Origin of the sequence: Bradyrhizobium sp. sBnM-33 (genome assembly GCF_032917945.1) — a bacterium.
In the GTDB taxonomy this organism is placed as follows: Bacteria; Pseudomonadota; Alphaproteobacteria; order Rhizobiales; family Xanthobacteraceae; genus Bradyrhizobium.
Genome location: NZ_CP136624.1, coordinates 2,418,014 through 2,442,623, shown reverse-complemented (window position 1 = coordinate 2,442,623; position 24,610 = coordinate 2,418,014). Strand labels below are relative to the sequence as shown.

Genomic DNA, 24,610 nt, shown 5'->3' with positions numbered 1-24,610 from the left:
GAAATGAGATTCCGCTTCATCGAAGATCGCCGCGCCGACTACCCGGTGACGATCCTGTGCGACGTGCTTGGGGTCTCGCCGGCCGGCTATTATGCTTGGCGCTCGCGCCCGGAGAGCCGGCGATCTGCCGCCAACCGCGAACTCGTCGACGACATCAAGCGGGTCCATCACGAAACCCGTGGACGCTATGGCAGCTCGCGTATCCATATCGAGCTGAAGGCTCAGGGCCGTGGGGTGAGCCGCGGCCGCATCGAGCGGCTGATGCGCCGTCACGGCGTTCGGGCTATCATGGCGCAGCCGCGTCGGGTGCGGACCACCGACAGTCGCCACGACTTTCCGATCGCCCCGAACCTGCTCGAGCGGAACTTCACCGCCGCCGCGCCGAACCGGATCTGGCTCGCCGACATCACCTATATCGAGACCGATCAGGGCTGGCTCTATCTGGCCACCGTCATGGATCTCTACAGCCGCAGGATCGTCGGCTGGGCAATGGAAGATCATTTGCGTGCCGAACTGCCACTCACGGCGTTGCGGATGGCCATCTCGGCGCAGCGGCCTGGCGCCGGCCTGATCCACCATTCCGATCGCGGTGTTCAAGGCGGATTCAAGCGGTCGTCGCAACACTCTGGAGTTGGAGGTTGCGATGAGCATTCGAAAGCGGCGATCGGCACGGTCTGGACGAGCGCCATTACCATCGTCAGGGCGACCGCCTGTGGCTGGACGGGATGAACAGAGAAGTTTCTGGCGAGCTATTGCCGCAGGGCAAAGCAGCGAAGATGCTGCGCTGGAAGCCGGGGTGGCACAGCCTGTAGGAACCAGATGGTTTCGAAAGGCGGGCGGCATGCCACAGCGATGTTCAAGTCCTCAGCAAAGGCGTTCTCCGGGCGATACTTGTCATTGGTGGAGCGCGAAGAGATTGCGCTTCTCAAGGTGCAGGGCCATTCCATCCGGGAGATTGGGCGTCGTCTCGGTCGATCCGCCTCGACAATCTCGCGAGAACTGCGGCGCAATGCAGCCACCTGCAGCGGCGGGTTGGAGTATCGGGCGACGACTGCCCAGTGGCATGCGGATCGATCCGCCCGTCGGCCTAAACCAACCAAGCTTGCGCTCAACACAACCTTGCACACTATGTGGAGGAGAGACTTGCCAGCGCCGTCGTGGCCCCGAGCGGCGCTCCCGTTCCTGGTCCCGCGGTTCCGTGGAAGGGTCGCCGGCATGGCCCGCGAAAGGATCGACGATGGGCCAGGGCTTGGAGCCCGGAGCAGATTGCCCGACGCTTGCCGATCGACTTCCCGGACGACAAGACGATGCGTATCAGTCACGAAGCCATCTATCAGTCCCTCTTCGTTCAGGGCCGGGGAGTACTGCGCCGCGAACTGACGGCCTGCTTGAGAACAGGACGCGTGTTACGGGTGCCCAGGGCGCGCGTGCGCAGGCGAGGGAAAGGCTTTGTCTCGCCGGAGATCATGATCAGCCAACGCCCCGCCGAAGCAGCCGATCGAGCGGTACCGGGACATTGGGAGGGAGATCTCATCCTCGGTCTTGGCAGCTCGGCGATCGGCACGCTGGTCGAACGCACGACGCGTTTCACGATGCTATTGCATCTTCCCCGGCTCGCGGGGCATGGCGAAGCTCCGCGCACGAAGAACGGCCCTGCGCTCGCGGGACACGGGGCCGAAGCCGTGCGGGACGCGATTACGCGCACCATCATCACCTTGCCCCAAGAACTGCGTCGTTCGCTGACTTGGGATCAGGGAGCCGAAATGGCTCAGCATGATCGTCTCAAGATCGATGCGGGTGGCCAAGTCTACTTCTGCGACCCGCAAAGCCCATGGCAGCGTGGCACAAACGAGAACACCAATGGGCTGTTACGTCAGTACTTCCCGAAAGGCACAGATCTGAGCATCCACAGCGCTGACGAAATCGCCGCCGTGGCAGCGGCCCTCAATGCTCGACCAAGAAAGACTCTGGGCTGGCAAACGCCGGCAGAAGCGCTTGACGAGTTGCTGCCATGAGCAAACATAGTCGGTGTTGCGACGACCGCTTGAATCCGCCCAGCATACGAAGATTGTTGTGAAGTACATGCTGGACTTCTTCCAGAGGCGCTCCCCAGATTTCGGCTATTCTGCGTTCGGCGTCGTTTACCTGCCACGGCAGCAAGGGAACCCCATCGGTCTGAGCAAAGGGGCCACCTGTGCTGTTCTCTACAAACAGCAACATCAAATACGCCCTTACTTCCTGTGTCCCCAGGGGCGGAACGCGAATAGGAACTTGGATGAGCTTATCGAAGTAACTTGTCACCAAGCCTTCATCGACGATCCCATCGAAGTGACGGCGGACAGCGTGACGTATGACAGAGTCATCGGCGGCAATGACAAACGCCGTGTTTTCCAGGAACAAGAAAAGGCGAACGGCCTCCAACGTTGATATCGTCGTTTGCGGAAGGCAGCGGTCCAAATCATCAATCAGCACAATAAGCTTCGTGCCCATTACTTCGAGGGTTTCCTCGCACGATTTGCGGATCGCATGAGTTTCTTTAGGCGGCGAGGACTCGGTGCGTGGCTTGATCAGGCCCGATGCCTTGCTGGCGGCATCGGTTACTGTGCCTTCGGCCTTAGCGATGTCGTCAGCGCCAGCATTTCCGGTCGCAATTTTTTTCCCGAGTTCGATGGCTTCATTAAGTATTCCTGTCGGCGGTAGGCGGAGCGAACGCGCTAAGGCCGATCCTGCGCCAAGTTTCACGGCGCGAAACCAATTCACGCGTTGCAGCAGCTCTTTGGCTTTTTCGAGCCCGGTCCTGCGCTGTTCGGCTTCTTTTGCGAGCGCTGTCGCGATAACTTCCATCAATGCCGCGCGCGCGTCGTCGTATCCTGCGCGTACCGAGCGATCGCGACCGGGCGTTCCGATTGATCACGACCGGCTGTACCGATTGATTGCGACCAGGCGTTCCGATTGATCGCGACCACCCATTCCGGGCGATCGCGACCAGCCTGTGGACGGGTGTGACGGGCGCCGTTGGGTGATCTGCGAATCGGCATGGTCTCGCTCCTTTCCACGAGGAGCGGGGGCAAATGCCAGGACCGAGATTACCTATGCGCAAAATTCGCGACGTGCTGCGGCTGTCCGCCGCCGGCATGTCCAAACGCAAGATCGCTGCCAGCCTGGGGATGAGTGCAACGGCCGCCGGGGAGTGCATCCAGCGGGCACGCCGCGCCGGCCTCACCTGGCCGGTACCGGAAGGCCTGACGGACGAGGCGCTGGAGGCCCGACTCTACCGACCTCCAACGGTCGGCGCAAAGCGTCGACCGCAGCCAGACTGGGCGGCGGTCCACCGTGAGCTTCGCCGGCCAGGGGTGACGCTGCAGCTATTGTGGGAGGAGCATCGCGCGGCCTACCCGGATGGTTACGGGTACAGCCGCTACTGTGAGCTCTATGGCGCCTGGGCGGCGCGGCTGTCGCCGACTATGCGACAGAGCCACGTCGCTGGCGAGCGCATGTTCGTTGATTACGCCGGCACGACGCTTGAGGTGATGGATGGTTCGACCGGCGAGGTACTGACAGCCCAGCTGTTCGTCGCCTCGCTCGGCGCGACGAACTACACATATGCGGAGGCCACCTGGACGCAGGGCCTGTCCGACTGGATCGGCTCGCACACGCGCGCCTTTGCGTTCATCGGCGGGGTTCCGGCAGTGGTGGTGTCCGACAATCTGCGCTCGGGCGTCACCAAGGCTTGCTTCTATGAGCCGACGGTCAACCGCACCTATGCCGAGATGGCGGCTCACTACAACACCGCCATTGTTCCGGCGCGGCCGTATCGCGCCCGCGACAAAGCTAAGGTAGAAGTTGCGGTCCAAAATTGCGACTCGATTTATCGTCGCGAAGCTGCGCAACCGGCAGTTCTTCTCGCTCTGCGCATTGAACGTGGCCATCGCCGAGCTTGTCGCACAACTCAACAACCGCGTGTCGCGCCATCTCGGTGCAAGCCGCCGCGCGTTGTTCGACGAGATCGAGCGCGCGGCGCTCAAACCGCTGCCGGCCGAGCCCTACGTCTTTGCCGAATGGAAGGAATGCAGGGTCGCGCTCGACTACCACGTCGAGATCGAGAAGCACTACTACTCGGTGCCGCACCAATTGCTGCGCGAGAAGGTTTGGGCGCGCATCACGGCGCGCACGATTGAAGTCTTCCACTGCGGCAAACGCGTTGCCGCCCATGTGCGCTCTTCCTCCGACCGCAAGCATACGACGGTGCGCGAGCACATGCCGTCGAGCCACCGGCGCTATGCCGACTGGACGCCAGAGCGCCTCCGGCGAAGCGCCGCCGAGATCGGCCGCCGCACGTCGGCACTGATCGCGACTATCCTGCGGGAGCGCACGCATCCCGAGCAAGGCTTCCGCGCCTGTGTCGGCATCCTGCGGCTTGCCAAGACATATGGCCGCGAGAGGCTCGAGGCTGCGTGCGGCCGCGCGCTCGAGATCGGCGCGCGCTCCTACAGTTCGGTCAACTCGATCCTCAAGAACAATCTCGATCGCCAGCAGCCCGCAACGCCCACGGACGGGCCAGCGATAGCGCACGACAACATCCGTGGCCCGACCTACTTCCATTGAGGAGATGACGACTGATGCTCTCACATCCCACTCTAGACCAGCTCAGAGCGCTCAAGCTCGACGGCATGGCGCAAGCCTTCACCGAGCTCGAGGTGCAAGAGGAGGCTCGCAATCTCGCGCACGCCGAATGGCTGGCTCTGCTGCTCGACCGCGAGGTCGCCTATCGCAGCACCCGTCGCTTCCAGGCCCGACTGCGCGCCGCCCGGCTGCGGCACAGCCAAGCCGCGGTCGAGGACGTCGACTACCGCACGCCACGCCGGCTCGACAAGGCGCTGTTCCAACAGTTGGCCACCTGCCGCTGGATCGCCGAGCACCGCGGCCTGCTGGTCACCGGCCCGTGCGGAATCGGGCAAGTCGTGGTTAGCCTGCGCGCTCGCGCAAAAGGCTTGCCGCGACGGCTACACGGTCCACTACACGCGCGTGCCGCGTCTGTTCGCTGATCTCGATCTCGCTCATGGCGACGGCCGCTTCCCGCGACTGTTCCGGATGCTGGTCAAGGTCGATTTGCTTGTATTGGACGATTGGGGACCCGACCGCCTCTCAGCCAGTCAGCGGCGCGATCTCATGGAGATCGTCGAGGACCGTCATGGCCGCGGCTCCATCCTCATCACCAGCCAACTCCCTGTGGCAACTTGGCACGAGGTTATTGGCGAGCCCACCGTCGGCGACGCCGTGCTGGATCGTATTGTCCACAACGCTTATCGGATCGAGCTCGACGGCCCGTCTATGCGCAAGCTCAAAGCCGACGAGGAACGGCTGGCGCCGGCCGCGGCCACACCGCCAGCCAACGGCAAGCCGCCCACGGGAGCAAAAATATGAAGCGCATCGCCAGCCCACCGGCCGCCCCCGTGGGTCAACAGGGACCTCCCGCGCGCGCTGCTGCGTCAGCCGCGGGGGCACTCCGCAGCGCGCGCGGGTCCCTCCTGTCGACTACGGGGACGGCCTCCACCGCGCTTGACGTCGAGCCAAAACACTGAGATCAGAAAATGCACCTGACGGCACCATCACACTGGTCGCGATCGATCGGAATGGGTGGTCACAATCCGTCGTAGCGGGTGGTCGCGATCGTCGGAATACGCACGTATCCTTGATAAAGCCAAGCGTTGAACTCAACAAAAATGAAATCTGACCGCTTGCCCTCGGCGCGCTGTTCGAGCCCAGCGCGAACGAGTCTGATCATTGAGGACTTGCCAGCGCCCCACGCACCAGAAACTCCAATGGAGATCGGTTTGCCCTTAGCCTGAACGATGATTTCAACAACCGTGTCAGAGACGCCGGTAAAATTTAGAAAGTCGCGGTTAGTGTCGTTCCCACATCCGTGCTGTCGATATGAATTAGGCCGCATGAAGCCGCACCGGCGAACGGAGTCTCCAAGTTTTTGTTTGACGCCCCAATTGAGCTCGAGACTAAAGCACGGCTGAGTTGTGATGCAATGCCAAGCAGCATCGTCATCCGCTTGTCCCTCAATAGCAGGCCCGTGAGTTATAGAATTCGTTGCTATAGCTCATAAATGCAGTTATTCTGAGGTATGGCGGAGGTTTCTATAGCTCATGTGGAACTGGGAAAAGCCCGATTGGCCCAAATTTACCTTTGATTCGAAGCTCTTAGAGCCCTTCGAAACCAAGTTTCTCGTCAAATCCGGCGAGTTCTTGGGCGCTTTCAAGCATGTCGGCCAGGATGACCGTGACATGCTCAAAATCGAGCTCATCAGCGACGAAGCGGTAAAAACCTCGGAAATTGAAGGCGAGATACTGCGGCGCGAGAGCGTTCAATGCTCGCTGCGTCAGCAATTCGGACTTGAGGGCGACGATACCAACGTCAACGAAGCCGAGCACGGCATCGCGGAAATGATGGCGAATCTCTATAAAAGATTCGCCGATCCGCTGACGCACGACATGTTGTTCAAGTGGCACAAGATGCTGATGAGCGGCGATCGGAAAATCCAGGACATCGGCGGCTACCGCACCCATCCCGAACCGATGCAGGTTGTGACACCGATTGCAGGAAAGCCCAAAGTTCACTTTGTGGCGCCTCCCTCCAACAGAATGAAAAAGGAGATGGATGCGTTCATCATCTGGTTCAATGACGGCGCGCCAGAGGGAAAAAATCCCCTGCCCGCCCTTACGCGCGCCGGTATCGCGCATCTCTATTTCGTTTGCATTCATCCGTTCGAGGATGGTAACGGCCGTATCGGACGCGCCATAGCGGAAAAGTCGTTGGCGGAAAATCTCGGGCAGCCGACGCTCATTGCGCTCGCTTATACGATCGAACGCAAGCGGCGGCTTTACTACGAAGCTTTGGAGCGGAACAACAAAGACCTCGAAATCACCGATTGGCTGAAATATTTCGCGCTGACGATTCTCGAAGCGCAAGAGAGCACAATTAATCGGGTCGATTTCTACGTCGCTAAGGCCAAATTCTATGAGCGCCTTCGCGGTCAATTCAACGAGCGCCAAGAAAAGGTCGTGGCGCGTATGTTCCACGAAGGCATCGATCGGTTCAAGGGCGGCCTGAGTGCGGAAAACTATATCAGCATCACCAAGACATCACGCGCCACTGCGACAAGAGACCTACAAGATCTTGTCGAAATGGGCGCGTTTACGAAAACGGGCGAACTCAGGCACACCCGATACAAACTGAATTTGCCAGAGGACACCTAGATTCGCCTATCCGCCGCTTTGAACATGTCAACCAGTATCGACGCGATAGCACTGAGCTTGATGGAAGGCGCCGGTCAAGGCGGTGACGACGAAGGGCGCTCTCTCATCGGATCAGGCCGAAGTCGTTCAGACACATACTTCGTCATCGGCGCAGGCACTGGTCGGCCGTAAAGCTCTGATGTTCTCGGACTGAGATAGGTATCGGCCACGACAACCGGCTCTACCTTAGCCGGCGCATTCGGGTCGCGGTTATCGTTCGCTCCAACCCATCCGACAGGCGAGTACCTTTCCCCGATCGCGCCGAGAATGAAGAGGCTCGCAAGAGTGAGGGCACCGCCGCCCCACACACTGCTCAGCACGAGCACGATATGCTTCTCGGAACGGAATGCATCGATAAAGATCATCCCAAACAGCCAGGCTCCCCCCACAACAAGGGAAAGGAGGGACACAGCAAACACGACTACGAGAGCCGCGCAGATGACATTGCGCTGCATCAGCACTTTAATGGAATGGCGGAGGTGAGCTAGGCCGATAACAAGCGCAATAACCGAAAAGAGCAGCGTTCCCGCGGTCGTCCAAGTCAGATATTTAGGAAGGTGAAAGTGCAGACACCTTCCTTTAGGTGCGCCAGGGTCACAGCAACGCCTGCAATAGCAGCGATGAGAGCAATCAGAGCCTTCATGGACCAGCCTCCTAGCCGGGATTACCGCCGGCCTCTTCAAGGACGCGCGCATGGACGTCAACTTGGTCCCCACCGAGACGGCACTGGAAATGGCGACACTCAACGGCGCCCGTGCTGTGCTGTGGGACGACGAGTTGGGGTCGGTGGAGGGGGGGAAGACGGCGGATCTCGCCCTCTATGACATTGAGACGCCGGAGTGGGTGCCTCGCCACGATGTCGTCCGAAATCTAGTGTACTGCGCAGACGGTCGGAGCATTCAAACCGTCATTGTCGACGGCAACGTGGTATTCGACTCCGGCCGCGCGACCGGTATCGATGCGGGCAAGGCTATCGCCGAGGCCAGCCTTGCCGGGGAGCGGATCGCGCACCGGCTCGGCCTTGATCCCCGCCGGCGCTGGCCGGTAGTGAAGTCTGCTTAGAAGGCGATAAGCCCTCTTGCCTACGGCGGCTGCTAGAAATCAGTCGGAGGTCGCGACTGCGCTGCTGTTGATTCATCCCCGGAAACACATCTCAACAGTGCGGGGGATCGTGCTTCTCCTCCTCAGCTTCTTCGCCGCTGCGATGGCGATCTTGAGGTCTCCGGCGCCAAGGCGAGTTGAACAGCATCGAGCTTCTTCACGCGCTGGCCGAACAACATCGCCACCAACCGCTCGCGCGGACTCTGCTAATTTGCTGGCACGCCAACCGCGCAACCGCTACCTAAGTATGATCCCGTCCGCGTTGCGCAGGGCCCAATAGTACGGGCCTGTTGAGCTAGGCGGGGAGAGCCTTTTCTCTGGCGCGTCATTGTCGCAACTTTCGCGATGTACGGTCTTGATGCGAGCTACGCCGTCGAAAGTCTACAAGCGGTAGCCGCCGCGCACGGGCTAACCCGTTCAAGCCGCACCGGGCACATGGCCGTGACAATCATTCGGATGGCCTTGATCAGCCGACGGGCCAGCATGTCAGCGGTGACTGCGCCGCTGTAATGGCGCAGCATTGACTGAAACCAAGATCGAAGACGACATGAGCGAGCAATGCTGGGTCGACCTCGGCAGCGAATTCGTTGCGGTCCTGCGACGCGCGAAGAAGGCCGGCGATAGAGTACGGATGCGGCAAAGTCCGATGCAGCTGCGAGAACCGGCGGCTGCATAAACAGAATTTCCCGGAAGAATATGCGGGACAGCGCGGGATCTCGATCGTGACCTGCTGTCGTATTCGCTAGCAGGCAGGAGAGCTGTTCAACGAGCGTATCGCGCGTTCGAACGAGCGTAAACGCATCGTCCCAGGTTCTTTCGATATTGCCCTTGAAGAGCTCGACAAGCAGTTCTTCCTTGGACCCGAAGTATAAGTAAAATGTCCCGGCGCAGACCCTTGCAGCCTTGGCGATCGCTGCCGTTGAAATCTTTTCATGCCCTTGCGCCGCGAGTACGGGCGTCGCTTTCTGCATGCAGCGCACACCGACGTTGCTGCCCTATGCACGTCACAAAGATGCTCACGCCCGGCAGCGAGAGTTGTTCTCCTTAAGAGGTGCCGCAACGAAATCGCAACGAATTCGATGGAACGACCGTGAACAAAACGTGGCGGAAACACCTGCTACGACAAGAAAAATCAATAACTTAGAAAATGTTCACTGCGGACGCAGGTGCCTCGGGTCGGCGCGCAAACTACCATACGCGCGTGAATGTATCCTTGCCCTTCAACTTACTGGGTCTACCATTCTTGTCGATGTAGAACAGCGTCCAAGACGTGGGCATTTGGGAGCCGTGAGTCTTTCCGACCCAGCGGGTGAAGGAATTGCATTGGGCAAAAGTAACAACAAAGTACAAGCCGGTTGGACCGAAGGCTCCCGATGCAGGGTAAGGAATGCCCTGGCACGCAAACCCTTGAGCATGGTTTGTGAAAACCCCCTGTATTGCCCCGTTGTTGTTGGACCAAACAAACAGTTCCGAACCTCGTTCATTCTTCCAGTACGAGGGAGCAGGAAGCCCCTGCGCCATGACCTCGGCGGAAAGCAAGAAAAACTGGGCGATCAGGAAAAGCCCCAGAAACTTTTTCATATTAAAGTCCCAAAAAAGAGTTCGCTTAAAGGTAGCAACTCTTAGATCATATTCTCGGCCGCCGCAATAACTTGTGCAATGCATCTTCGCTGCTTTTTCTATCTCACAACTTTCTTCGTGCGAACCGTACGCAAGCCCTCACCAAATTTCTCTACTGCGCGCCCCGAACACGCATGAGCTGTCGTCGCGCTCATGGTTTCGCTGGGATCGCCGCTTTCGGTGCAAACCGCTTCGCGTGGTTCGGGTAATCTGGCCCGATATCCTGCCGAGAATGCATCAATTGGCGCTCCGAATACCCCAAGTCATCAACCCATGACACCCCCTAGCCAATCCATCGAGCCTGCCCGGATTGAGGCTGGGAAGTCGCCCGAACGTAGCTCAGCTGATTAAGCGAGAGTTGGCGATACAGTGCAGATAATCGTGCTTTCTTATCTGCAGACGCGTAAAATCGGTTGCTAACGCCGCTCGAACCGACTTATGGTTGGCGAAATTTCGCGCATCGATTGCTTTTTTCAAGCCTTCCAATGATTTCAAAATCCATTGTCGAACTTCTGCGTCCGATAAGCCTTGGACACTATATCCGCTCGGCCAGAGAAACAGGTCGCGGACAAGTCCAGCCGTCCGGACGTTTGGAATTCGTGTCCGCGCTAGGAGCCTGTCCAGTTAGCTTTGGGAAGGCAGTTTTATCTTGATAATGGCGGCTCATGCGGCCCTTGCGAGCTTGACGAGGTTGTGAGCGGTGCAGATGAGCGCCCATTCTGCGCTGACCTTTTCGATGCCGCGCAGCAGGAATTGCCTGAACCCTCTTGCCTGTTTGATCTGTCCGAACACGGGTTCGACGATCTGCTTGCGCAAGCGGTAGCGACTTCGGTAGCCGGCGCGCTTGAGCTTGGTGCTCATCCTGGCGATCAGCGAGCCGGGTCTTGAAGCCTTTTTCGCGGTGGCGGACTTGGTGCCGTGCTTCTGCCTTCCGGTGGCGATGTAGCCCTCGATGCGCCGCCGTTTGATCGTGCGAAGATTGGCGTCGGAGCAGTAGCCGGCGTCGGCCGATACTTCGTCGGGATTGGTCCCCAGATTGGCCCTGATCCCGTCGAGCAACGGCGCCAGTTGCGCCTGATCGCTCGAGGAACTGGTCAGCGTCTGCGCCACGATGATCTGATGGGCACCATCGACCGCGGCCTGGGCGTTGTAGCCCTGGATGTAACCGTCCTTGGTCTTCAGGATGCGGCTTTCCGGGTCGGTGAAATTGCGTTGTGCCTTGCCGTCGGGCTCCGTTTTCGTCGGCGTCTTGCCGCTCTTCTTGCCGCCTTCGGCGACGCGACGCTCCTCGGCCCGCGCCTTGCGTTCCACCTCGGCTGCGGCCTTGGCTTCGGCCTCCAGCGCGGCCTTGGCCTCGCGTATCTTCTCAAGCCGCTTCTGCTTGTCGGCCACCCAATCGGGCATCTCGTCGCCGCGCTGGTCGCCGTAGCGCTTGTCCTCCTGCGCATCGGCAGCCTCGGCGGCCTTGAGCCAGCGATCGACCTCCGCTTCAAGCTCCGCTTCCCGCTTCTTCATCCGATCGTAGCTCATCGCCTTGTGCTTGGACGCGTTCGCCTTTATCTTGGTGCCGTCAAGCGCCATGTGCCCGAGCTTCACCAACCCGGCCTTCTCGGCCAGCTTCAACACCTGCACGAACAGGTCGGCCAGCGCCTTAAGATGCCGCCGCCGGAACTCCGAGATCGTGCGGAAGTCCGGCGCATCGCCCGCCACGATCATCATGAAATCCGCCCGCTCCACCGTCGCCCTGGCGATCCGCCGCGACGAGTAGATGCCGCTCGCATAGCCGTGTAGAAGCAGCGCCGTCATCATCCGCGGATCAAACGGCGGCTGACCCAGCCCGCTCCGGTAGCTGCCTAGGATCGCCGATAGATCAAGGCTTTCCTTGACCAGCGACACGATCAAACGCGAAACGTGGTCCTGCGACACATAGTCCTGCACGCTCGGCGGCAGAAGCTGGACCTCGTCGATCTTCCAGGGGCGAAATTCCTTGCTCATGGCCACGCAAGGAATCAGACTCGCACCCTCTTGACCAGTCACTACTCAGACAGGCTCCTAGGACCGTGAGGTGCGGCCACAGATTGAACTGCTGAAACACCATGCCCATGCGTGTACGCATGCGCGCCAGTTCGCGATCGGTCATCTGACGCTCCTGACCGGCGGCCGTGCACGAGAAGCCGACGCGCTCGCCGCGCAGGAACACCGCTCCCTCGTCCGGTCGCTCGAGAAAGTTCAGGCAGCGGAGCAACGTTGATTTACCCGAGCCGCTCGGCCCAAGAATGCAAAGCGTCCGCCCGGCCTGCACTTCAAGATCGACCTCCCGGAGCACTCGCAGCGAGCCGAAGCTCTTGCAGATCCGTTGCGCGACAACGACGGGCTCACTCATGGCCACGCACCACCGCGACGCGGTCCATCGCGCGCACAATCCCTTCGATTGCGGAGCAGATTACCCAGTAGAGGGCAACCGTGACGAATAGAGTCTCGAACGGGATACAGTAGGTGGCTTGGGCCAAGTTCGCCAAAGAAGTGAGATCGGGAATTGTTATCATCATCAGAAAGGCTGAATTCTTAACGAGCGTGATCATCTGATTGCCGAGCACCGGGCCGGACGCGATAAGTATCTGCGGAAGAATGATCCGCCCGTAGAGCCCAAGGCCATAGTAGCCGTAGGCGCGCCCGGCCTCCTCCTGCTCTCGCGGCATGTGTGCCCAAGCGCCGCGCAGGATTTCGGCGAAGTACGCAGTGTTGTACACGACCAGCGCCGCCAGTCCGCAAGTCCAAGCCGACAGCCTCACGCCGATCACGGGCAGGCAATAGTACACGGTGAAGAGCAGCACGAGGAACGGGAGCGCTCGCAGCAGGTCCACGGCGCCTTGCGCGGCGCGCCGGATCAGCTTCCGCCGCGATACCAGCAGCGTCGACACGAACGCGGCGAGTGCTAACGATAGCGCGCCGGCGAGCGCGCATATCCAGACGGTGTTGAGGAACCCGATTCCGAGGGTGCGCCACTCCCCAAGAACTGCGCCAAAGTTCGCGATCAAAGGACCCCGTAACGTTCGACAATGCGGTGCTCCATGTAACGTTGGACGCGCAGCAGGCACATGACGGCGAGCACGTAGATAGCACCCGCAGTCAGGAAGGGCACAATCGGCTGATAGGTTTGCGTGGACCAGCGCACCGCCACGCGCGTGAGGTCGACGACGCCATGACCGCAACGGCTGGGCTCCCTTTGATGACAAGGGTAAGCTCGTTCGCGATCGCCGGCATGCTCGCGCGCCACACCTGCGGGAACACAATGCGCCGGAAGATCAACCCCCGCGTCATGCCTACCGCGCGGGCGGCATCGACTTGGCCCGTCGGAAAATCGAGCAGCGACGCTCGCCAGATCTCAGCCTGGAACGCAGAAGTGTTAATAGCAATGACTACGATCGCCGCGACCGGCGGCGACATGGCAAGGCCAATACTCGGCAATCCGAAGAAAACCAGAAGCGCGAGCGTGACCATCGCGCGGCGCACGCAAGACTGGTGTAGGCTGCGACGGTTTGCGCGGCAATCGGCACGCGGCCGACGTGCACCAAGGCTAGGAAAAGGCCGGCGAGCATGCCCAGACCGATGCCTGCCGTCGAAACCGTCAGGGTGGTGATCGCACCCTTGGCTAGGTCCAACAGTAAAAATTCCCAGGTCATGGCCGGTGGCGCGATCGGCACTGGCTAGTCAGGCATCGGCCGATTGATCTTCGCACCATCCCCCCCCTTTTACTTTCTGATACTCAATGGTCCGACTTCCTTCGGGAGCCAGCGTTCAGTTTTTCCGTATTCCTGTTCCAGGCTTCCATCACGCCAGCTTCCGGCGCAGACTGCGCACCTCCTCCGCAGATTAGGAAGAACCGCGCAGTGGGCCCGAACTCAGAATGCAAATCTAAAGCTCGCACAGCCCCCAACCAGAAAGACTCAAACATCAACCTCCGCGATCGCTCGGCACTTCAACGGATAGTAAGGAGATCGCTGTGTTTCACCTAGATGACAGAATGGTTCGTGTGAGCATCCGCCAACTAGAGCACGAACTCGGCGCCGCCCTTTTCGAGCGACGCAAGCGCGGCACAGTACTTACGCCTATGGGCAAGATCTTCCTGCGCCGCCCGCATCGCCGCAAGTGAATTGGGCCGCGCCCGCGAGGAAATCCAGCAGCACCGGGGGGGGGGCGTCGATGGAAGCGTCGTGGCCTGTCTTTCCACGGAGCCTCACGTCGCGATGCTGCCGCGCATGCTCAGTGCTTTCCGCAAACGATACCCTGGTGTCAATCTGCATATTGTCGAAGGCCTCACGTATCAGACCGTCCAGGCGCGGCTTAAGGAGACTTTTATGTAGGTAACGTTCCCAAGAGTAGCTGGGAATGTGCGATGGACGGGCCGGCATCTGAAATTGTGGCATTGTCCTAATTGGGACACGCGACGGAACAAACTAAAACAGTGTCGTCGTTCTCAGGCTCGGGCAAATACAGCAGTGCTATTAGCCCCACCACAAAGATCAAAAATATAAGTCCAGAACGCACGGACAATTACTCTTCATCCAGGTAATCAAGCGGGCTCTTAAACCAGAAATTGCACTCGCGCAAACTTTTTGGCTCTGAGCCACGCCACCCTCGGGCTGGGCTGCTTCTTTCCCGCACTCAGGCATCCAGGCGCTATGTGCGCCGATTGGGTTGCGCAGATGTTCCTTGGGTGCGATCAATTCAATCCCCGTTGGGGACGAAGCGAGAATGGAGACGCTTTGAGCGTCGGCGATAACCGGTGGTGCGGCTCTACGGCTTCAAATTAATGGCAGAAGCGGCCCAGTAGGCCGACGTGCGCTCCCAGTGGAAACTGTGCTTGGACCGCACGCTTCGCTCCAAGCCGCATCAGGTTGCACTGTAACCAGATCGCTTGCCGCGCGTCGCGCTTGCTGGACCGAAACAACGTCTCCCCATACGCACCCATGCAAACTTGGTAGAAATGGCTGGCCATGTACGGCTCCTGTACTGTTTCACCGAATTGAGATGGGTTTAACCCGGTCGTGAAGAGGGCCATGCTAAACGCTCGATAGTAACGATCTGTCGATATTGTTTAATGCAACGCGTGCCCCGTCGACGCTTAGATTCCGCTTTCGAGCGTCATTTTCGACGGATTTCACCAGGCCGATTACGCACTTGTGTTGGCTTCGACCCAGCGATCGGTTTCACCGACGTCAAGGTGATCGCGAGTTTGGCGAATTGCCCAACGGTCCGCGCGCTCAGAATTGCGTTCGGGTGACCCGCATTGTGCCCATTTTTAATCTGCGCTAAGGGGAAAACGAACCAAGGATGGAACTCCTGACATCGATGCCGCCGGATTTGCCCAGCGCAGCAAGACAGGTCGGCAGTGGCGCTGCTGAGATTCAGGAGGTGATCCGACGATTCGTATGGGAAATCAGATCGATCAATTTGGGTCTGGAGGAACTTCGCCAATTCCAGGCCAATGTACTTGGGATTACTGGGCCACAATGGATGCCCGATGGGGTCGAACTACGTCCGCGTCGTAGGTCAAGACGAGATGATACTGATTTCGTCATTCGCCGAAGCAGAGTTCCGAGAACTTGGCGCAGAGTGGATTGAGCAACTCGTAAAGAAAAGCTCGCACCAAGACCGTATGACCTCGAACAACCGATAGGGAAAGAGCAGTACGACCTCTCAGACGACTACCCGAACACATATGGCCGTGATGAGATTGTGTGTCCGTTTTGTACGACCACGTTTTGGCGACTGTTGGAAGCACCGAACAGATACCGGCACAGAGAAGTGCGTTTGCGGAAGCGAGTTTCGTTGGACTCGAAACGTAGCCGCCAAGTAAGCGATCGGATTGGTTTGCCGTGACGGAATTTCCGGACGCGGGCCATCTCTTTAAGGGGGAGCATCTTCCGTCTCTCAGCCCCTCACGCGCGGCGAGTTTTCGGATCATGCTGAGGATGCTTGAAACGAGCCGCCTGAGGGATTTTCACTTCACCGTCGAGAACGAGGCCGAGGGCTCATGGCCGGTGTTTGGCTGGCCATGAATTGTCGCATCGATGTTAGGGGTGTGCAGCCAGTTTGAGGATGGCCGCCTTTTTTGCTCAGCGAGGCTTAGCAAGAAGGGCCAAGTTCGAGGCGGATCCATTGCTAGCCGGGAGTGAAAGCAGGGATCTCCAGCCCTCGCTCACGAAGCCGCCTCTTTTTGGCAAATTATTGCCAATTAGCCCGATTTTCGACATTTCGGATCACTTTGAGCCAGAAAACGACAAATTGGGTTGATTTTCGACCCGAGAGCCAGATAAGTTGTTTTCGACAATGTTACTATTTTTGTGGCAAAATTCGACACTCCATATGGATTTTCGACCATGCGGCTGAACTTTGCGGAGACAAAGGCTTTCCAAGGCAAGGCACTGCCTACCGAGACCCAACTCGTCGGGCTGTCAGCATTGGTCCAGATACTATCGGTTGCGGCACCCGTCCGTCGGCCTAGCGCCGTGTCGGAAAAGCATATCCGTGGCAGCCACCGGGATGAAGGCGACTGGCGGCTGTTCGACAAGAGATATTGGCCCGGCGACAATTTTGCAGATCACCTCACCTTTGCCCTGCGCCACGAAGACCTCGATCTCCTCGTGCTCAAGCGCGTGTTCAAGACGGTCCCGAAGGCAGAAATCCGTGACTTCGTCACAGCGGCACCAACCGGTGTGCCCGCGCGCCGGGTCTGGTTCCTCTACGAAATGCTAACTGGCGAGACGCTCGACATTCCGGATACCCCGAACGTCGCAGCTGTCGATTTGTTCGACCCGAAGGCTTATTTCACAGGCAAGCCCAAGCTGTCAAAACGGCACCGCGTTCGCAACAATCTGCTCGGAACGAAAGATTTCAGCCCAGTCATCCGAAGGACTTCCGCGCTCGTTGCCCTCACAGAGAGTGGTCTTGCGGAAAAGGCCCGCGAGACCGTCGGGCATACCGGCGGCCATGTGGTCTCCCGCGCCGCGAGTTTTCTGTTGCTCGCCGATAGCCGCGCAAGCTTCGAGATCGAAGGCGAACGCCCGCCCAGGAACCGGCTGGAGCGGTGGGGACGCGCTGTCGTGCAGGCAGGCAAGCATGCTCTGACCCTTGAAGAGATCGTGCGGCTACATAGCGTCCTCATCGAAGACACCCGGCTCATTCATCCAGGCCTTCGGCCAGATGGCGTTTTTCTGGGAGAGCGAGACCATGAGAACAATCCGCTGCCTGAGTTCATCGGCGCCAGACCCGACGACCTGACCAGCCTCATGAAAGGCCTGATCGACGCTAACGCGCGTATGCGCGATGACGGGATTGATGCCGTTCTACAAGCGGCAAGCACAGCTTTCGGGTTCGTCTATGTCCATCCGCTTCAGGACGGCAACGGACGCCTGCATCGCTGCCTCATCCACCATGTTCTGGCGGAGCGGAAATTCACGCCGCCAGGCATGGTGTTTCCGGTGTCGTCCGTCATGCTCGACCGGATTGATGACTACCGCACTACCCTGCAGTCCCATTCCGGGCCCTTGATGGAGTTTATCGACTGGAAACCGACATCGGACAGGAATGTCGAAGTGCTGAACGATACCGCCGACCTCTACTGCTATTTCGATTGCACCGACGAAGCGGAATTTTTGTATCAGTGCGTCAAGAGAACGGTGGAGCACGATCTGCCGCACGAAATCGATTATCTGCGCCGTCACGACGAAGCCCGCCGCAAAATCATGGACACGGTTGAAATGCCGGATCGCCTTGCAGACGACCTGCTTCTGTTCATCCGGCAGAACAAGGGCGTGCTTTCCAAGAAAAGAAGGGAGCGCGAATTCGAGAAGCTAACGGACGATGAGGTTGCAAGCATCGAGGCCGTTGTCCGGGATGCATTCGAAGGATTTGAAGATAGCTCAAACGAGCAAAATCACGCCCCGTAAGCTTTCGCGACAAAATCCCTTATGTCGCTGATCAAGCTTGTGCAGCCGATTGAACAAAAAAATCGGGACAGCAGAAACCGACAAGTGAAGGCGATTCTCCGCGACGGCTGTCGCGAGCCTCTCTCGCGACTATGAACCCGTGACGGCGAAGTTGGGCGCTCCTCTCACTCTGTCATGCCCAGCGGTCTCACGACCGCGCGCCTTGTCCTCGAAGATTGGCGCATGCGCGCCGAACAGCAGGGAGGCAATCTACGGCTGACCGCATCGACCCAGGCCGGCGAGGTAGACAGAGGTGAGTTCGATCCCTTTCAGGGTGGGAATGATGAAGAAACCGCTCGCGTGCGGCAAGCCGTGTAGACAGCGAAGATGGGTAGTTCGGCCCTTCGACCTAGCGGGGACATCTTCGCGTTCCCTCACCTGCGAGCCAAAGGCCGAGGTGGGGCGCGTCCATCCGAAACTGCGAGCGAAGAGCGCAGGGCAAGACCTGGTTGCGCGTCTTCGCTTGCCGGCCGCACGAGGTAGGTGCTGACGTTCATGCCGTCAGCCGGCCTGCTTCGACGGGAGGCAATTGCGCTTCATCGGCTTCGGTTGCTCGGGAGCGGCCACCTCCGTCTCTACCGGCACCTCCGCAGCCATCGGGCGCGTTTCCATGAAATTGAGGAAGGCACGTCCCTTTTCGGTGATGCGCCAGCCACCGTTCATGCGCTCAACGAGTTCTTGCGAAAAGATGTCGAGGTTCGGCACACGGGCGGCCAAGCTCTTGGTGCGCTCGGCCCAGTCCCGACCGCTCGTCGCTAAAATGGCCATGTCGCGCTTAAGCTCCGCCATCCTTGCGAAGCCGTCCGGATAGCTCAGCAGGATCTTCAGGACTGTGACCTGGAAATTCACCTGAGTGACAACATGATGTTGTTCGCGCGTGCACGCGGAGCGTACTCGTCGAATGACATCAGAACCAGTTCATAAACGCTTGCCACAGACCTTTGATTGCGTCCCAAAGACGTCCCCAGAAGCCTCGTTCTCTCCTGTAGCGTTCGGTATGAGCCTGCTGGCGCGCGCGCTGGTCGCTGGCCCGGTTGGCCGCGATCTGCTTCGGGGTAAACGCGGGCGCCCATTCTATGCGATTGTCCCTGATCCAATAGTGCGACTGGCAGCCCGCGCTCCAATTGCCGATGGACGGAGTTAGGCTTACGGCCCCGTCCTCAGTTTCTAGCCGCCACCGGCCGGGCTTGAGCGGTGTCACGATCTTAGTGCCACATCCGCAACAGCAGTTATGCGCCGCCGTGCGGAACTTGAGGGAGATGTAAATAACTCCGTTGTCGAGAACTTTGGGTATGCGCTCGACGAGCTCGGGCCGGATGGCATCGATCCTGTTCATATGGAATCACCCTTCGCGAGAAGGCTATTTGCAATTGTATAAGAGACAAAACGCTCCTTACCCAAGTTGAAATAAAAGCCACGCAGCTTCTTCCAAGCGATTACAGCCAAACACGCGTTAAGTGCATTGAGATCGGCAACTTGGATATTCTTGTCGTACTCATTATTTGCGTCGTCCGTGGCGAACGATATGCGAGACCGCGCGTGTTCTCGGGCGTCGGGTAAGCTAAGGATGCTGCGGAGCATACCGCCAATTGAATTTCGCTTGGCATACAAGCCTATTCCGACGTCCGCGAACGGCGTCCCGAGCGCTTCCAGCTTGTCCACGACCGCGCGCTTCGCAGTTCCTCCTTCCATGCAAAGGAAGACAAAGGACATGCTGCCTAGCTTATCCGCGTTGGTCGCATCGATATGGATGGGATGTGGAATAATTCCACGATGCATACGGGCGTAAATCGACGCGAAGTATTCCACCTTGAGCGGCTGCGCTCGCAAATCTTCGATTTCGGGTGCGCCTGGCGCCCGGAAAGCATTGTGTGTCAAGAAGCGGTCGGCATCAAAAATATGGATCTGCTTGACGGGAGTCTTGGCGACCATATCGAGCACGTACGATCCGGTTCCGCCAACCCCGACGATTGCGATCGCATCCTCCGCAAGCCTCGCGGTAATTGTGTTGATTTCCGCTCTTGCGGACGCAGTATCGAGGTAATTGAATGGTAAGTTGTCGTCCTCAGGCTCAATGACCTTGTGGGTTTTCGCTGTGACCAAAGGGTCTATGGCAGCAACGTGCTTACCGAGGAGCGCGACATAGGCCGTCATCTTTTCATGGTAATTTTCATAGTGCCCGCGCGCCGGCTTTCGGGAAAAGGAATGTTGGGCGACGAACCCGTGGCCAACATCGTACGATCCGCTCTGATGCTTCAGAACTTCGAGCGGCTTACCGTTACTGTCGCAAGGATATTCGCCGATAAATTTGGCCGTGTGATCTTGCGGCTGAGCCGTAACGTCGCCAGCAAGATCGAGGTTCGATGCCAGCGCACCGACCGCGATTTCACGCTTGCTGTTGACATAGGGGACGTCGTGAACGACCAAGTAGCCGGCGCCCGTTACCTGGACGTTATATCCCTCCCTGCGCAACAGTTCTAAATCGGAGCTACGATCGATTGGTATGATCGACATCGAAAATGGTGCCATGTTTTCTCACGGTAACAGTGCCGTTTGGAGGAAGGTCACCGTGATGCGGGACACTCTTTGCGTGTTCGAAGCTCACCGTGAATTCCGGGTCTTGCCCGGTCGGCGGAACCGGAAAGGCGATTTTCACGAGTTCATCGAATGTCAAGACATCATGATCGACGACGACGGGGTCGGTGTTGACGATAATGACGTAATGCTTTTCGGGGGCTTCACCACGATGGAAGTGCTGGTCTTGTGTGAGATCGATCTTTGGACTGTCGATTCGCACTAACCTGTCTTCTTGGTTACCCTCGCCCCCCTTGTACAGCACCTGACCTTCGGGAACCTGCCCGAGTTCATAAAGGCCAACGCCTGTCGTCGGGTTCGGCGAGTGAAGCGGTTTCTGATCGATATGGATACGCACGTCCGGCTTGTCGTCCGACATGATGGCCTCGTTGGTCTAGCGATAGTGCAGATTTTCGCTTTTGGAGGTGAAACTGGATTGCTTCTCTGGAGGCGACACTGACTTTGATCTCTAAATGGGATTCGTCAGGGAAAGATCGATGGGGCTTAGGCTTGCTTCCGGAGTCAGCGCTGAAGTCGCCCCAAGATTGGATCGGATGGAGAGGCGGACCATTCTTGCCAGCACAAGGGTTACGTCAGCGTGGCGACGGTTTCGGCTGCATCGTTTCGATGCCGGCCTGGCTGGCCAGCCGCACTGGACCAGTGCTCGGACCGCCTTAGTTCGCTTCCCAGCCGCATCACGTTGTACTGCAGCCAGATCCTTTCCCGCTTCACGCGGTTGCTGCGCCGAAACAACGTCTCCGCATAGATGCCCATGCGGAGTCGGTAGAAATGCCCAGCCATGTCCTGCTCTTATGCTGTTTCGCCGAACTGAGATCGCATCATTATTGACCTTGCCGACCCCCAACAGTCGGCTCGTGAAAGAGGGTTACGTTTAACTCTGTACAGTAACGACGTGTCGATATTGATAAATGCAAGGGGTCCCGGGTTGATGCCTAAATTCCGCGTTCGAGTGTCTTTTTCGACGGATTTCACCACACCGATTTGGATCTGCGAGGCTGGCGCGTCTGGAAGGCATCTTTGAATGGCCGGCGGCGGATGTCACGGATCAGTCGGCCGAGCGGGGTGGTCAGGAAGCGCAGCTCGTGACGGCGGCGGTTGTCCAGGCTTCTAGGCCGCGCGCAGCACCTGGCGGATAAAGGTTTTCGGCCATGGCGCACGCGTATTCCGACGACGGAATGGTCGGTGAAGCCGTCGGGTGCTTTTTGCAGAACGCCGCCGTGATGCGAGCCAGGCGCTCTCGCGCAAGCCAAGCTTCGTCGCCTCGCTTTTAGCCGCTGCGGCAACCCAGCCATCGGCGATTTCACTGACGCCAGGGTGATCCGGAAGTTCGCCGAAGTGCCGGACGATCTGAGCGCGCTGTGAATTGGTTCGCGCGGACAGCATTGTCAATATTTTTGGTCTGCGCTAAGGGAATCAACGAAGGATGGAACTCCTGACATACGATGCCGCCGGATTTGCCCAGCCCAGCAAGACAGGTCGGCGGTAGGTCTCCTGAGACTCAGGAGGTGGGCCGCCGATTCATGTGGGAGATCAGATCGATCAATACGCATATGCCGGCGCAGGGATCGATCCGATTGCGATTGATTGTGTACGCTGACCACAATCCGAAATAGTTGTCCTAAAAGGGGAGTATTTGCGGGATCAGGCAAGGTCATGTTGGGGAAACGCTCGGACGGCATGGGCAGCGGGATGACGCCAACGGTTCGCCGCGACAAGTGCGCGCCCGCGCAATGATGCGGGCCGTTGCCGAAGGCCTCGTGAGGATTGGGCTCGCGCAGCCCGTGGTAGTTCTCGCCATCTACGAGCACGGGCGGTACACCGAAGAGGTTTAGGCGACCGCCGTTGGTTGCGAGAGGCTCCTTCACGGCACTAGGTAAGGCAACCTGAGACGTGTATTTTCAGCAACTCGATAGGTCGCAGGCTTCCAATACCCTCAACGATTTTTCTAAAACACAGTTAGAAAACTCACTACTGCCAACGCAGTCATCGATCGCTTTGTTAGTTTGATTTGTCACACAGCCTGAGTAATTGTGGCCCTTGTCTTCCCCGAATTTCTGCCGTAATTTAGCGAGGCAGGATTTGCTCGCTCTTCCAGTCTGCGCGATCCACTTGTCACGAGCGATAGGCTCCGCCTGCACAAGCAGCGTCGACCCAAGCAGCATCGCGATGACCAAAGCATATCGCATGTTCTTATCTCCGCCGGTTAAATCGGACGATACATGAAAACGCTGGACGGCACTCTACATAGGCGCGTCCTAGACTGCTCCGGACCGCAGAGCGCCCATACCCGCGTAGTTTCTCGCGCTGGTGGCCAGAGTCCGTTGTGGGTCTTGGTTGTGTAAAAACGTCCTAGCGGAAGCCTAGACGCGTCGCGAGCTTGGCGACGTGGCGGGGGTGCAGTCATTTTGCCGAGTTTGGCGGCTTTTTCGATATGGCCGCGCTCCTGATGCGGACATCAGCGGTCTTGGGCGGCTCTTCACGGGCAGAGGAACGCATGTCTGGGACGACTATGCCCGCATCGCCGCCATCAGCGGTTGGATACCCATGATGTTCATGACGCGCGTGAGATTGTAAGCCAGCACATGAAGTGCCATCTCGGCGGCAACCCGTGGCAGCGTATTCATCAAGAAGTGGGTTGCTCCCATCCGGGCCTTGATGGTGCCGAAGGGATGCTCGACCGTCTCGCGCCGCTGGCGCATCTTCTCCGGATGCTCGTCGAGTCGCCGCTGCACCACCTCGAGAAGGTGTTCATGCTCCCATCGGGTGATTCTCCGCTCCTTGCCGGTGGTGCAGCTCTGCTTGATGGCGCAGCGCCGGCAGGCGTTGGTCGAGTAGCGGCGCAGGACCAATCCGTTTTCTTCGGTCGTGAAGGAGTAGGTGAGCCGCTCTCCCGCCGGACAAATGTAAACATCCTCCTCGACGACGTAGCGGAAGTCCTGCTTGCCGAAGCGCCCTTCCGTCTTTGAGTTCGAGGTCATCGGCTTTGGCAGTGTGACCGTGATGCCAGCTTCCTCGCATGCCAGGATTTGTCCGCTGCTGAAGTAGCCGCGATCGGCGACGACATCGAGGCTCGTGGCTTCCAGCGTCGTTTTCGTCTCTTTGGCCACGTTGGCGAGCTGCGACCGGTCGGTGCCGACGTTGGTTACTTCATGCGTGACGATCAGATGATGCTTGGTGTCCACGGCGACCTGGACGTTGTAGCCTACGACGCCAGAGCCTCGGCCGCTCGTCGCCATCGAGCGGGCATCAGGATCGGTCAGCGATATCTGCTGGTCGGGCGAGGTGAGCATCTGTTTCTCGATCGCCGCGAGGCGCTGCATCTCACTTTCGAGTTTCGCGAGCTTCTCCTTGAGCCGCGTCGTCTTGAGCGCGAGGGTCTCGGAAGGCTCCTGTCGATCGGCCGTATCGAGCTGACCGAGATACCGCGCAACGCTCTCTTCAAGCTGTGCCCGGCGCCGCTCCACCTTCGCGCGGGTGAAGTTCCGATCGCGGTTGTTCACGGCTTTAAATTTGCTGCCGTCGATGGCAACGCTGGCTCTCGTCAGCAGGCCCATCTCGCGGCAGAGCTCGACGAAGCGTGCGCACACCTTGCGGATCGCACGGCCATTGTCCTTGCGGAAATCCGCAATCGTCTTGTGATCGGGAACGAGCCGGCCCGTAAGCCACATCACCTCAACGTTGCGCCCGGCGTCACGCTCGAGCCGACGGCTTGACTGAACCCGGTTGAGATAGCCGTAGATATAGAGCTTCAACAGCGCCGAGGGATGATACGAAGGCCGACCGGTCCTCTCGGGATCGACCCCACCGAACCCTAGCTCGCCAAGGTCGAGGTGATCGACAAAGACCCAATCCAGTCTTCCAAGCATTCGGGAAACAGCGTGCTTTGCCCGCGATCCAGCCCCTCAACGAAGCGCTTCATCCGATCCCCCCGCAAATCGCGTGGGAATCATACTCCGAGAATCATTTCAATCCGCGTGTTTTCACACAGCCAGGGTCAAT

Annotated in this window: 18 protein-coding genes and 4 pseudogenes; 8 read left to right on the top strand and 14 right to left on the bottom strand. The window is 58.8% G+C overall.

Annotation, left to right across the window (positions count from 1 at the left end; genetic code table 11):
• The first annotated feature begins 3 nt into the window (after positions 1-3).
• Together RX328_RS11285 and RX328_RS11280 are read left to right on the top strand one after the other, a co-directional pair.
• Positions 4-729: an IS3 family transposase gene (locus RX328_RS11285; RefSeq protein ID WP_213257000.1), complete on the top strand. Its 726-nt coding sequence runs from the start codon at positions 4-6 to the stop codon at positions 727-729.
• Positions 644-2,015, top strand: a pseudogene (locus tag RX328_RS11280) (IS30 family transposase). The gene RX328_RS11285 and the pseudogene RX328_RS11280 overlap by 86 nt, the downstream one beginning before the upstream one ends.
• On the opposite strand, the gene RX328_RS11275 reads toward RX328_RS11280, so the two are convergent.
• On the bottom strand, positions 1,945-2,844 hold the full coding sequence (locus RX328_RS11275) for a P-loop NTPase fold protein (RefSeq protein ID WP_249727301.1): 900 nt from the start codon (positions 2,842-2,844) through the stop codon (positions 1,945-1,947). The pseudogene RX328_RS11280 and the gene RX328_RS11275 overlap by 71 nt on opposite strands.
• Positions 2,845-3,071: 227 nt before the next feature.
• Between RX328_RS11275 and istA the strand changes: the two are divergent.
• A pseudogene (gene istA, locus RX328_RS11270) lies at positions 3,072-4,605 on the top strand (IS21 family transposase).
• 14 nt (positions 4,606-4,619) lie between these two features.
• A pseudogene (gene istB, locus RX328_RS11265) lies at positions 4,620-5,424 on the top strand (IS21-like element helper ATPase IstB).
• A gap of 217 nt (positions 5,425-5,641) precedes the next feature.
• On the opposite strand, the gene RX328_RS11260 reads toward istB, so the two are convergent.
• Positions 5,642-5,950: a P-loop NTPase fold protein gene (locus RX328_RS11260; RefSeq protein WP_213257469.1), complete on the bottom strand. Its 309-nt coding sequence runs from the start codon at positions 5,948-5,950 to the stop codon at positions 5,642-5,644.
• Positions 5,951-6,155: 205 nt separating this feature from the next.
• On the opposite strand from RX328_RS11260, the gene RX328_RS11255 reads away from it, so the two are divergent.
• The gene (locus RX328_RS11255) at positions 6,156-7,265 is read left to right on the top strand and encodes a Fic family protein (protein ID WP_213257468.1); all 1,110 of its coding nucleotides are present in this window, start codon (positions 6,156-6,158) and stop codon (positions 7,263-7,265) included.
• Positions 7,266-7,997: 732 nt separating this feature from the next.
• Positions 7,998-8,366, top strand: coding sequence for an amidohydrolase family protein (locus tag RX328_RS11250; RefSeq protein ID WP_213257467.1), 369 nt, complete (start codon positions 7,998-8,000; stop codon positions 8,364-8,366).
• 404 nt (positions 8,367-8,770) lie between these two features.
• Here the strand turns inward: RX328_RS11250 and RX328_RS11245 are convergent, their stop codons facing one another.
• The 6 genes from RX328_RS11245 to RX328_RS11220 all read right to left on the bottom strand — a co-directional run bounded on the left by RX328_RS11245 (position 8,771) and on the right by RX328_RS11220 (position 13,526).
• Positions 8,771-9,376: a TetR/AcrR family transcriptional regulator gene (locus RX328_RS11245; RefSeq protein WP_213257465.1), complete on the bottom strand. Its 606-nt coding sequence runs from the start codon at positions 9,374-9,376 to the stop codon at positions 8,771-8,773.
• A 217-nt stretch (positions 9,377-9,593) separates the two neighbouring features.
• Positions 9,594-9,986, bottom strand: a complete 393-nt coding sequence (locus RX328_RS11240) for an avidin/streptavidin family protein (RefSeq protein WP_057854504.1) — start codon at positions 9,984-9,986, stop codon at positions 9,594-9,596.
• A 702-nt stretch (positions 9,987-10,688) separates the two neighbouring features.
• Entirely contained in the window at positions 10,689-11,963 is a 1,275-nt protein-coding gene (locus RX328_RS11235) for an IS1182 family transposase (RefSeq protein WP_317258795.1), read from the bottom strand.
• Complete coding sequence (locus tag RX328_RS11230; RefSeq protein ID WP_317258703.1) at positions 11,896-12,408, bottom strand: ATP-binding cassette domain-containing protein; 513 nt, start codon at positions 12,406-12,408, stop codon at positions 11,896-11,898. Before RX328_RS11230 ends, RX328_RS11235 begins: the two co-directional genes overlap by 68 nt.
• Positions 12,401-13,063 (bottom strand): amino acid ABC transporter permease, encoded by a 663-nt coding sequence (locus RX328_RS11225; protein ID WP_213256720.1) that lies wholly within the window; start codon positions 13,061-13,063, stop codon positions 12,401-12,403. Before RX328_RS11225 ends, RX328_RS11230 begins: the two co-directional genes overlap by 8 nt.
• 91 nt (positions 13,064-13,154) lie before the next feature.
• Entirely contained in the window at positions 13,155-13,526 is a 372-nt protein-coding gene (locus RX328_RS11220; protein ID WP_213291037.1) for an ABC transporter permease subunit, read from the bottom strand.
• Between the two features lie 523 nt (positions 13,527-14,049).
• On the opposite strand from RX328_RS11220, the gene RX328_RS11215 reads away from it, so the two are divergent.
• Complete coding sequence (locus RX328_RS11215) at positions 14,050-14,178, top strand: LysR family transcriptional regulator (RefSeq protein ID WP_213256723.1); 129 nt, start codon at positions 14,050-14,052, stop codon at positions 14,176-14,178.
• A 2,230-nt stretch (positions 14,179-16,408) separates the two neighbouring features.
• On the top strand, positions 16,409-17,977 hold the full coding sequence (locus RX328_RS11210; protein WP_213256725.1) for a Fic family protein: 1,569 nt from the start codon (positions 16,409-16,411) through the stop codon (positions 17,975-17,977).
• Positions 17,978-18,517: 540 nt separating this feature from the next.
• Here RX328_RS11210 and RX328_RS11205 read toward each other — a convergent pair.
• From RX328_RS11205 to RX328_RS11180, 6 genes and pseudogenes are all read right to left on the bottom strand, one after another.
• Positions 18,518-18,865: a hypothetical protein gene (locus RX328_RS11205; protein WP_057849681.1), complete on the bottom strand. Its 348-nt coding sequence runs from the start codon at positions 18,863-18,865 to the stop codon at positions 18,518-18,520.
• Positions 18,866-18,923: 58 nt separating this feature from the next.
• A complete protein-coding gene (locus tag RX328_RS11200) occupies positions 18,924-19,352 on the bottom strand; it encodes a DUF6527 family protein (protein ID WP_057900959.1) in 429 nt (142 codons plus the stop codon).
• Positions 19,349-20,545 (bottom strand): ThiF family adenylyltransferase, encoded by a 1,197-nt coding sequence (locus RX328_RS11195; protein WP_249727252.1) that lies wholly within the window; start codon positions 20,543-20,545, stop codon positions 19,349-19,351. Before RX328_RS11195 ends, RX328_RS11200 begins: the two co-directional genes overlap by 4 nt.
• Complete coding sequence (locus RX328_RS11190) at positions 20,505-20,969, bottom strand: multiubiquitin domain-containing protein (protein WP_108522617.1); 465 nt, start codon at positions 20,967-20,969, stop codon at positions 20,505-20,507. Before RX328_RS11190 ends, RX328_RS11195 begins: the two co-directional genes overlap by 41 nt.
• A 209-nt stretch (positions 20,970-21,178) precedes the next feature.
• On the bottom strand, positions 21,179-21,391 hold the full coding sequence (locus tag RX328_RS11185) for a hypothetical protein (protein ID WP_057849677.1): 213 nt from the start codon (positions 21,389-21,391) through the stop codon (positions 21,179-21,181).
• A 1,727-nt stretch (positions 21,392-23,118) separates the two neighbouring features.
• A pseudogene (locus RX328_RS11180) lies at positions 23,119-24,530 on the bottom strand (IS1182 family transposase).
• Positions 24,531-24,610 lie beyond the last annotated feature (80 nt).

What these genes read in the sequence shown, in the direction of transcription:
- RX328_RS11285 (WP_213257000.1), top strand. Translation starts at nt 4, where the DNA reads ATGAGATTCCGCTTCATCGAAGATCGCCGCGCCGACTACCCGGTGACG.
- RX328_RS11275 (WP_249727301.1), bottom strand. Translation starts at nt 2,844, where the DNA reads ATGGAAGTTATCGCGACAGCGCTCGCAAAAGAAGCCGAACAGCGCAGG.
- RX328_RS11260 (WP_213257469.1), bottom strand. Translation starts at nt 5,950, where the DNA reads ATGCGGCCTAATTCATATCGACAGCACGGATGTGGGAACGACACTAAC.
- RX328_RS11255 (WP_213257468.1), top strand. Translation starts at nt 6,156, where the DNA reads ATGTGGAACTGGGAAAAGCCCGATTGGCCCAAATTTACCTTTGATTCG.
- RX328_RS11250 (WP_213257467.1), top strand. Translation starts at nt 7,998, where the DNA reads ATGGACGTCAACTTGGTCCCCACCGAGACGGCACTGGAAATGGCGACA.
- RX328_RS11245 (WP_213257465.1), bottom strand. Translation starts at nt 9,376, where the DNA reads ATGCAGAAAGCGACGCCCGTACTCGCGGCGCAAGGGCATGAAAAGATT.
- RX328_RS11240 (WP_057854504.1), bottom strand. Translation starts at nt 9,986, where the DNA reads ATGAAAAAGTTTCTGGGGCTTTTCCTGATCGCCCAGTTTTTCTTGCTT.
- RX328_RS11230 (WP_317258703.1), bottom strand. Translation starts at nt 12,408, where the DNA reads ATGAGTGAGCCCGTCGTTGTCGCGCAACGGATCTGCAAGAGCTTCGGC.
- RX328_RS11220 (WP_213291037.1), bottom strand. Translation starts at nt 13,526, where the DNA reads ATGGTCACGCTCGCGCTTCTGGTTTTCTTCGGATTGCCGAGTATTGGC.
- RX328_RS11215 (WP_213256723.1), top strand. Translation starts at nt 14,050, where the DNA reads ATGGTTCGTGTGAGCATCCGCCAACTAGAGCACGAACTCGGCGCCGCC.
- RX328_RS11210 (WP_213256725.1), top strand. Translation starts at nt 16,409, where the DNA reads ATGCGGCTGAACTTTGCGGAGACAAAGGCTTTCCAAGGCAAGGCACTG.
- RX328_RS11200 (WP_057900959.1), bottom strand. Translation starts at nt 19,352, where the DNA reads ATGAACAGGATCGATGCCATCCGGCCCGAGCTCGTCGAGCGCATACCC.
- RX328_RS11195 (WP_249727252.1), bottom strand. Translation starts at nt 20,545, where the DNA reads ATGGCACCATTTTCGATGTCGATCATACCAATCGATCGTAGCTCCGAT.
- RX328_RS11190 (WP_108522617.1), bottom strand. Translation starts at nt 20,969, where the DNA reads ATGTCGGACGACAAGCCGGACGTGCGTATCCATATCGATCAGAAACCG.
- RX328_RS11185 (WP_057849677.1), bottom strand. Translation starts at nt 21,391, where the DNA reads ATGGCTGGGCATTTCTACCGACTCCGCATGGGCATCTATGCGGAGACG.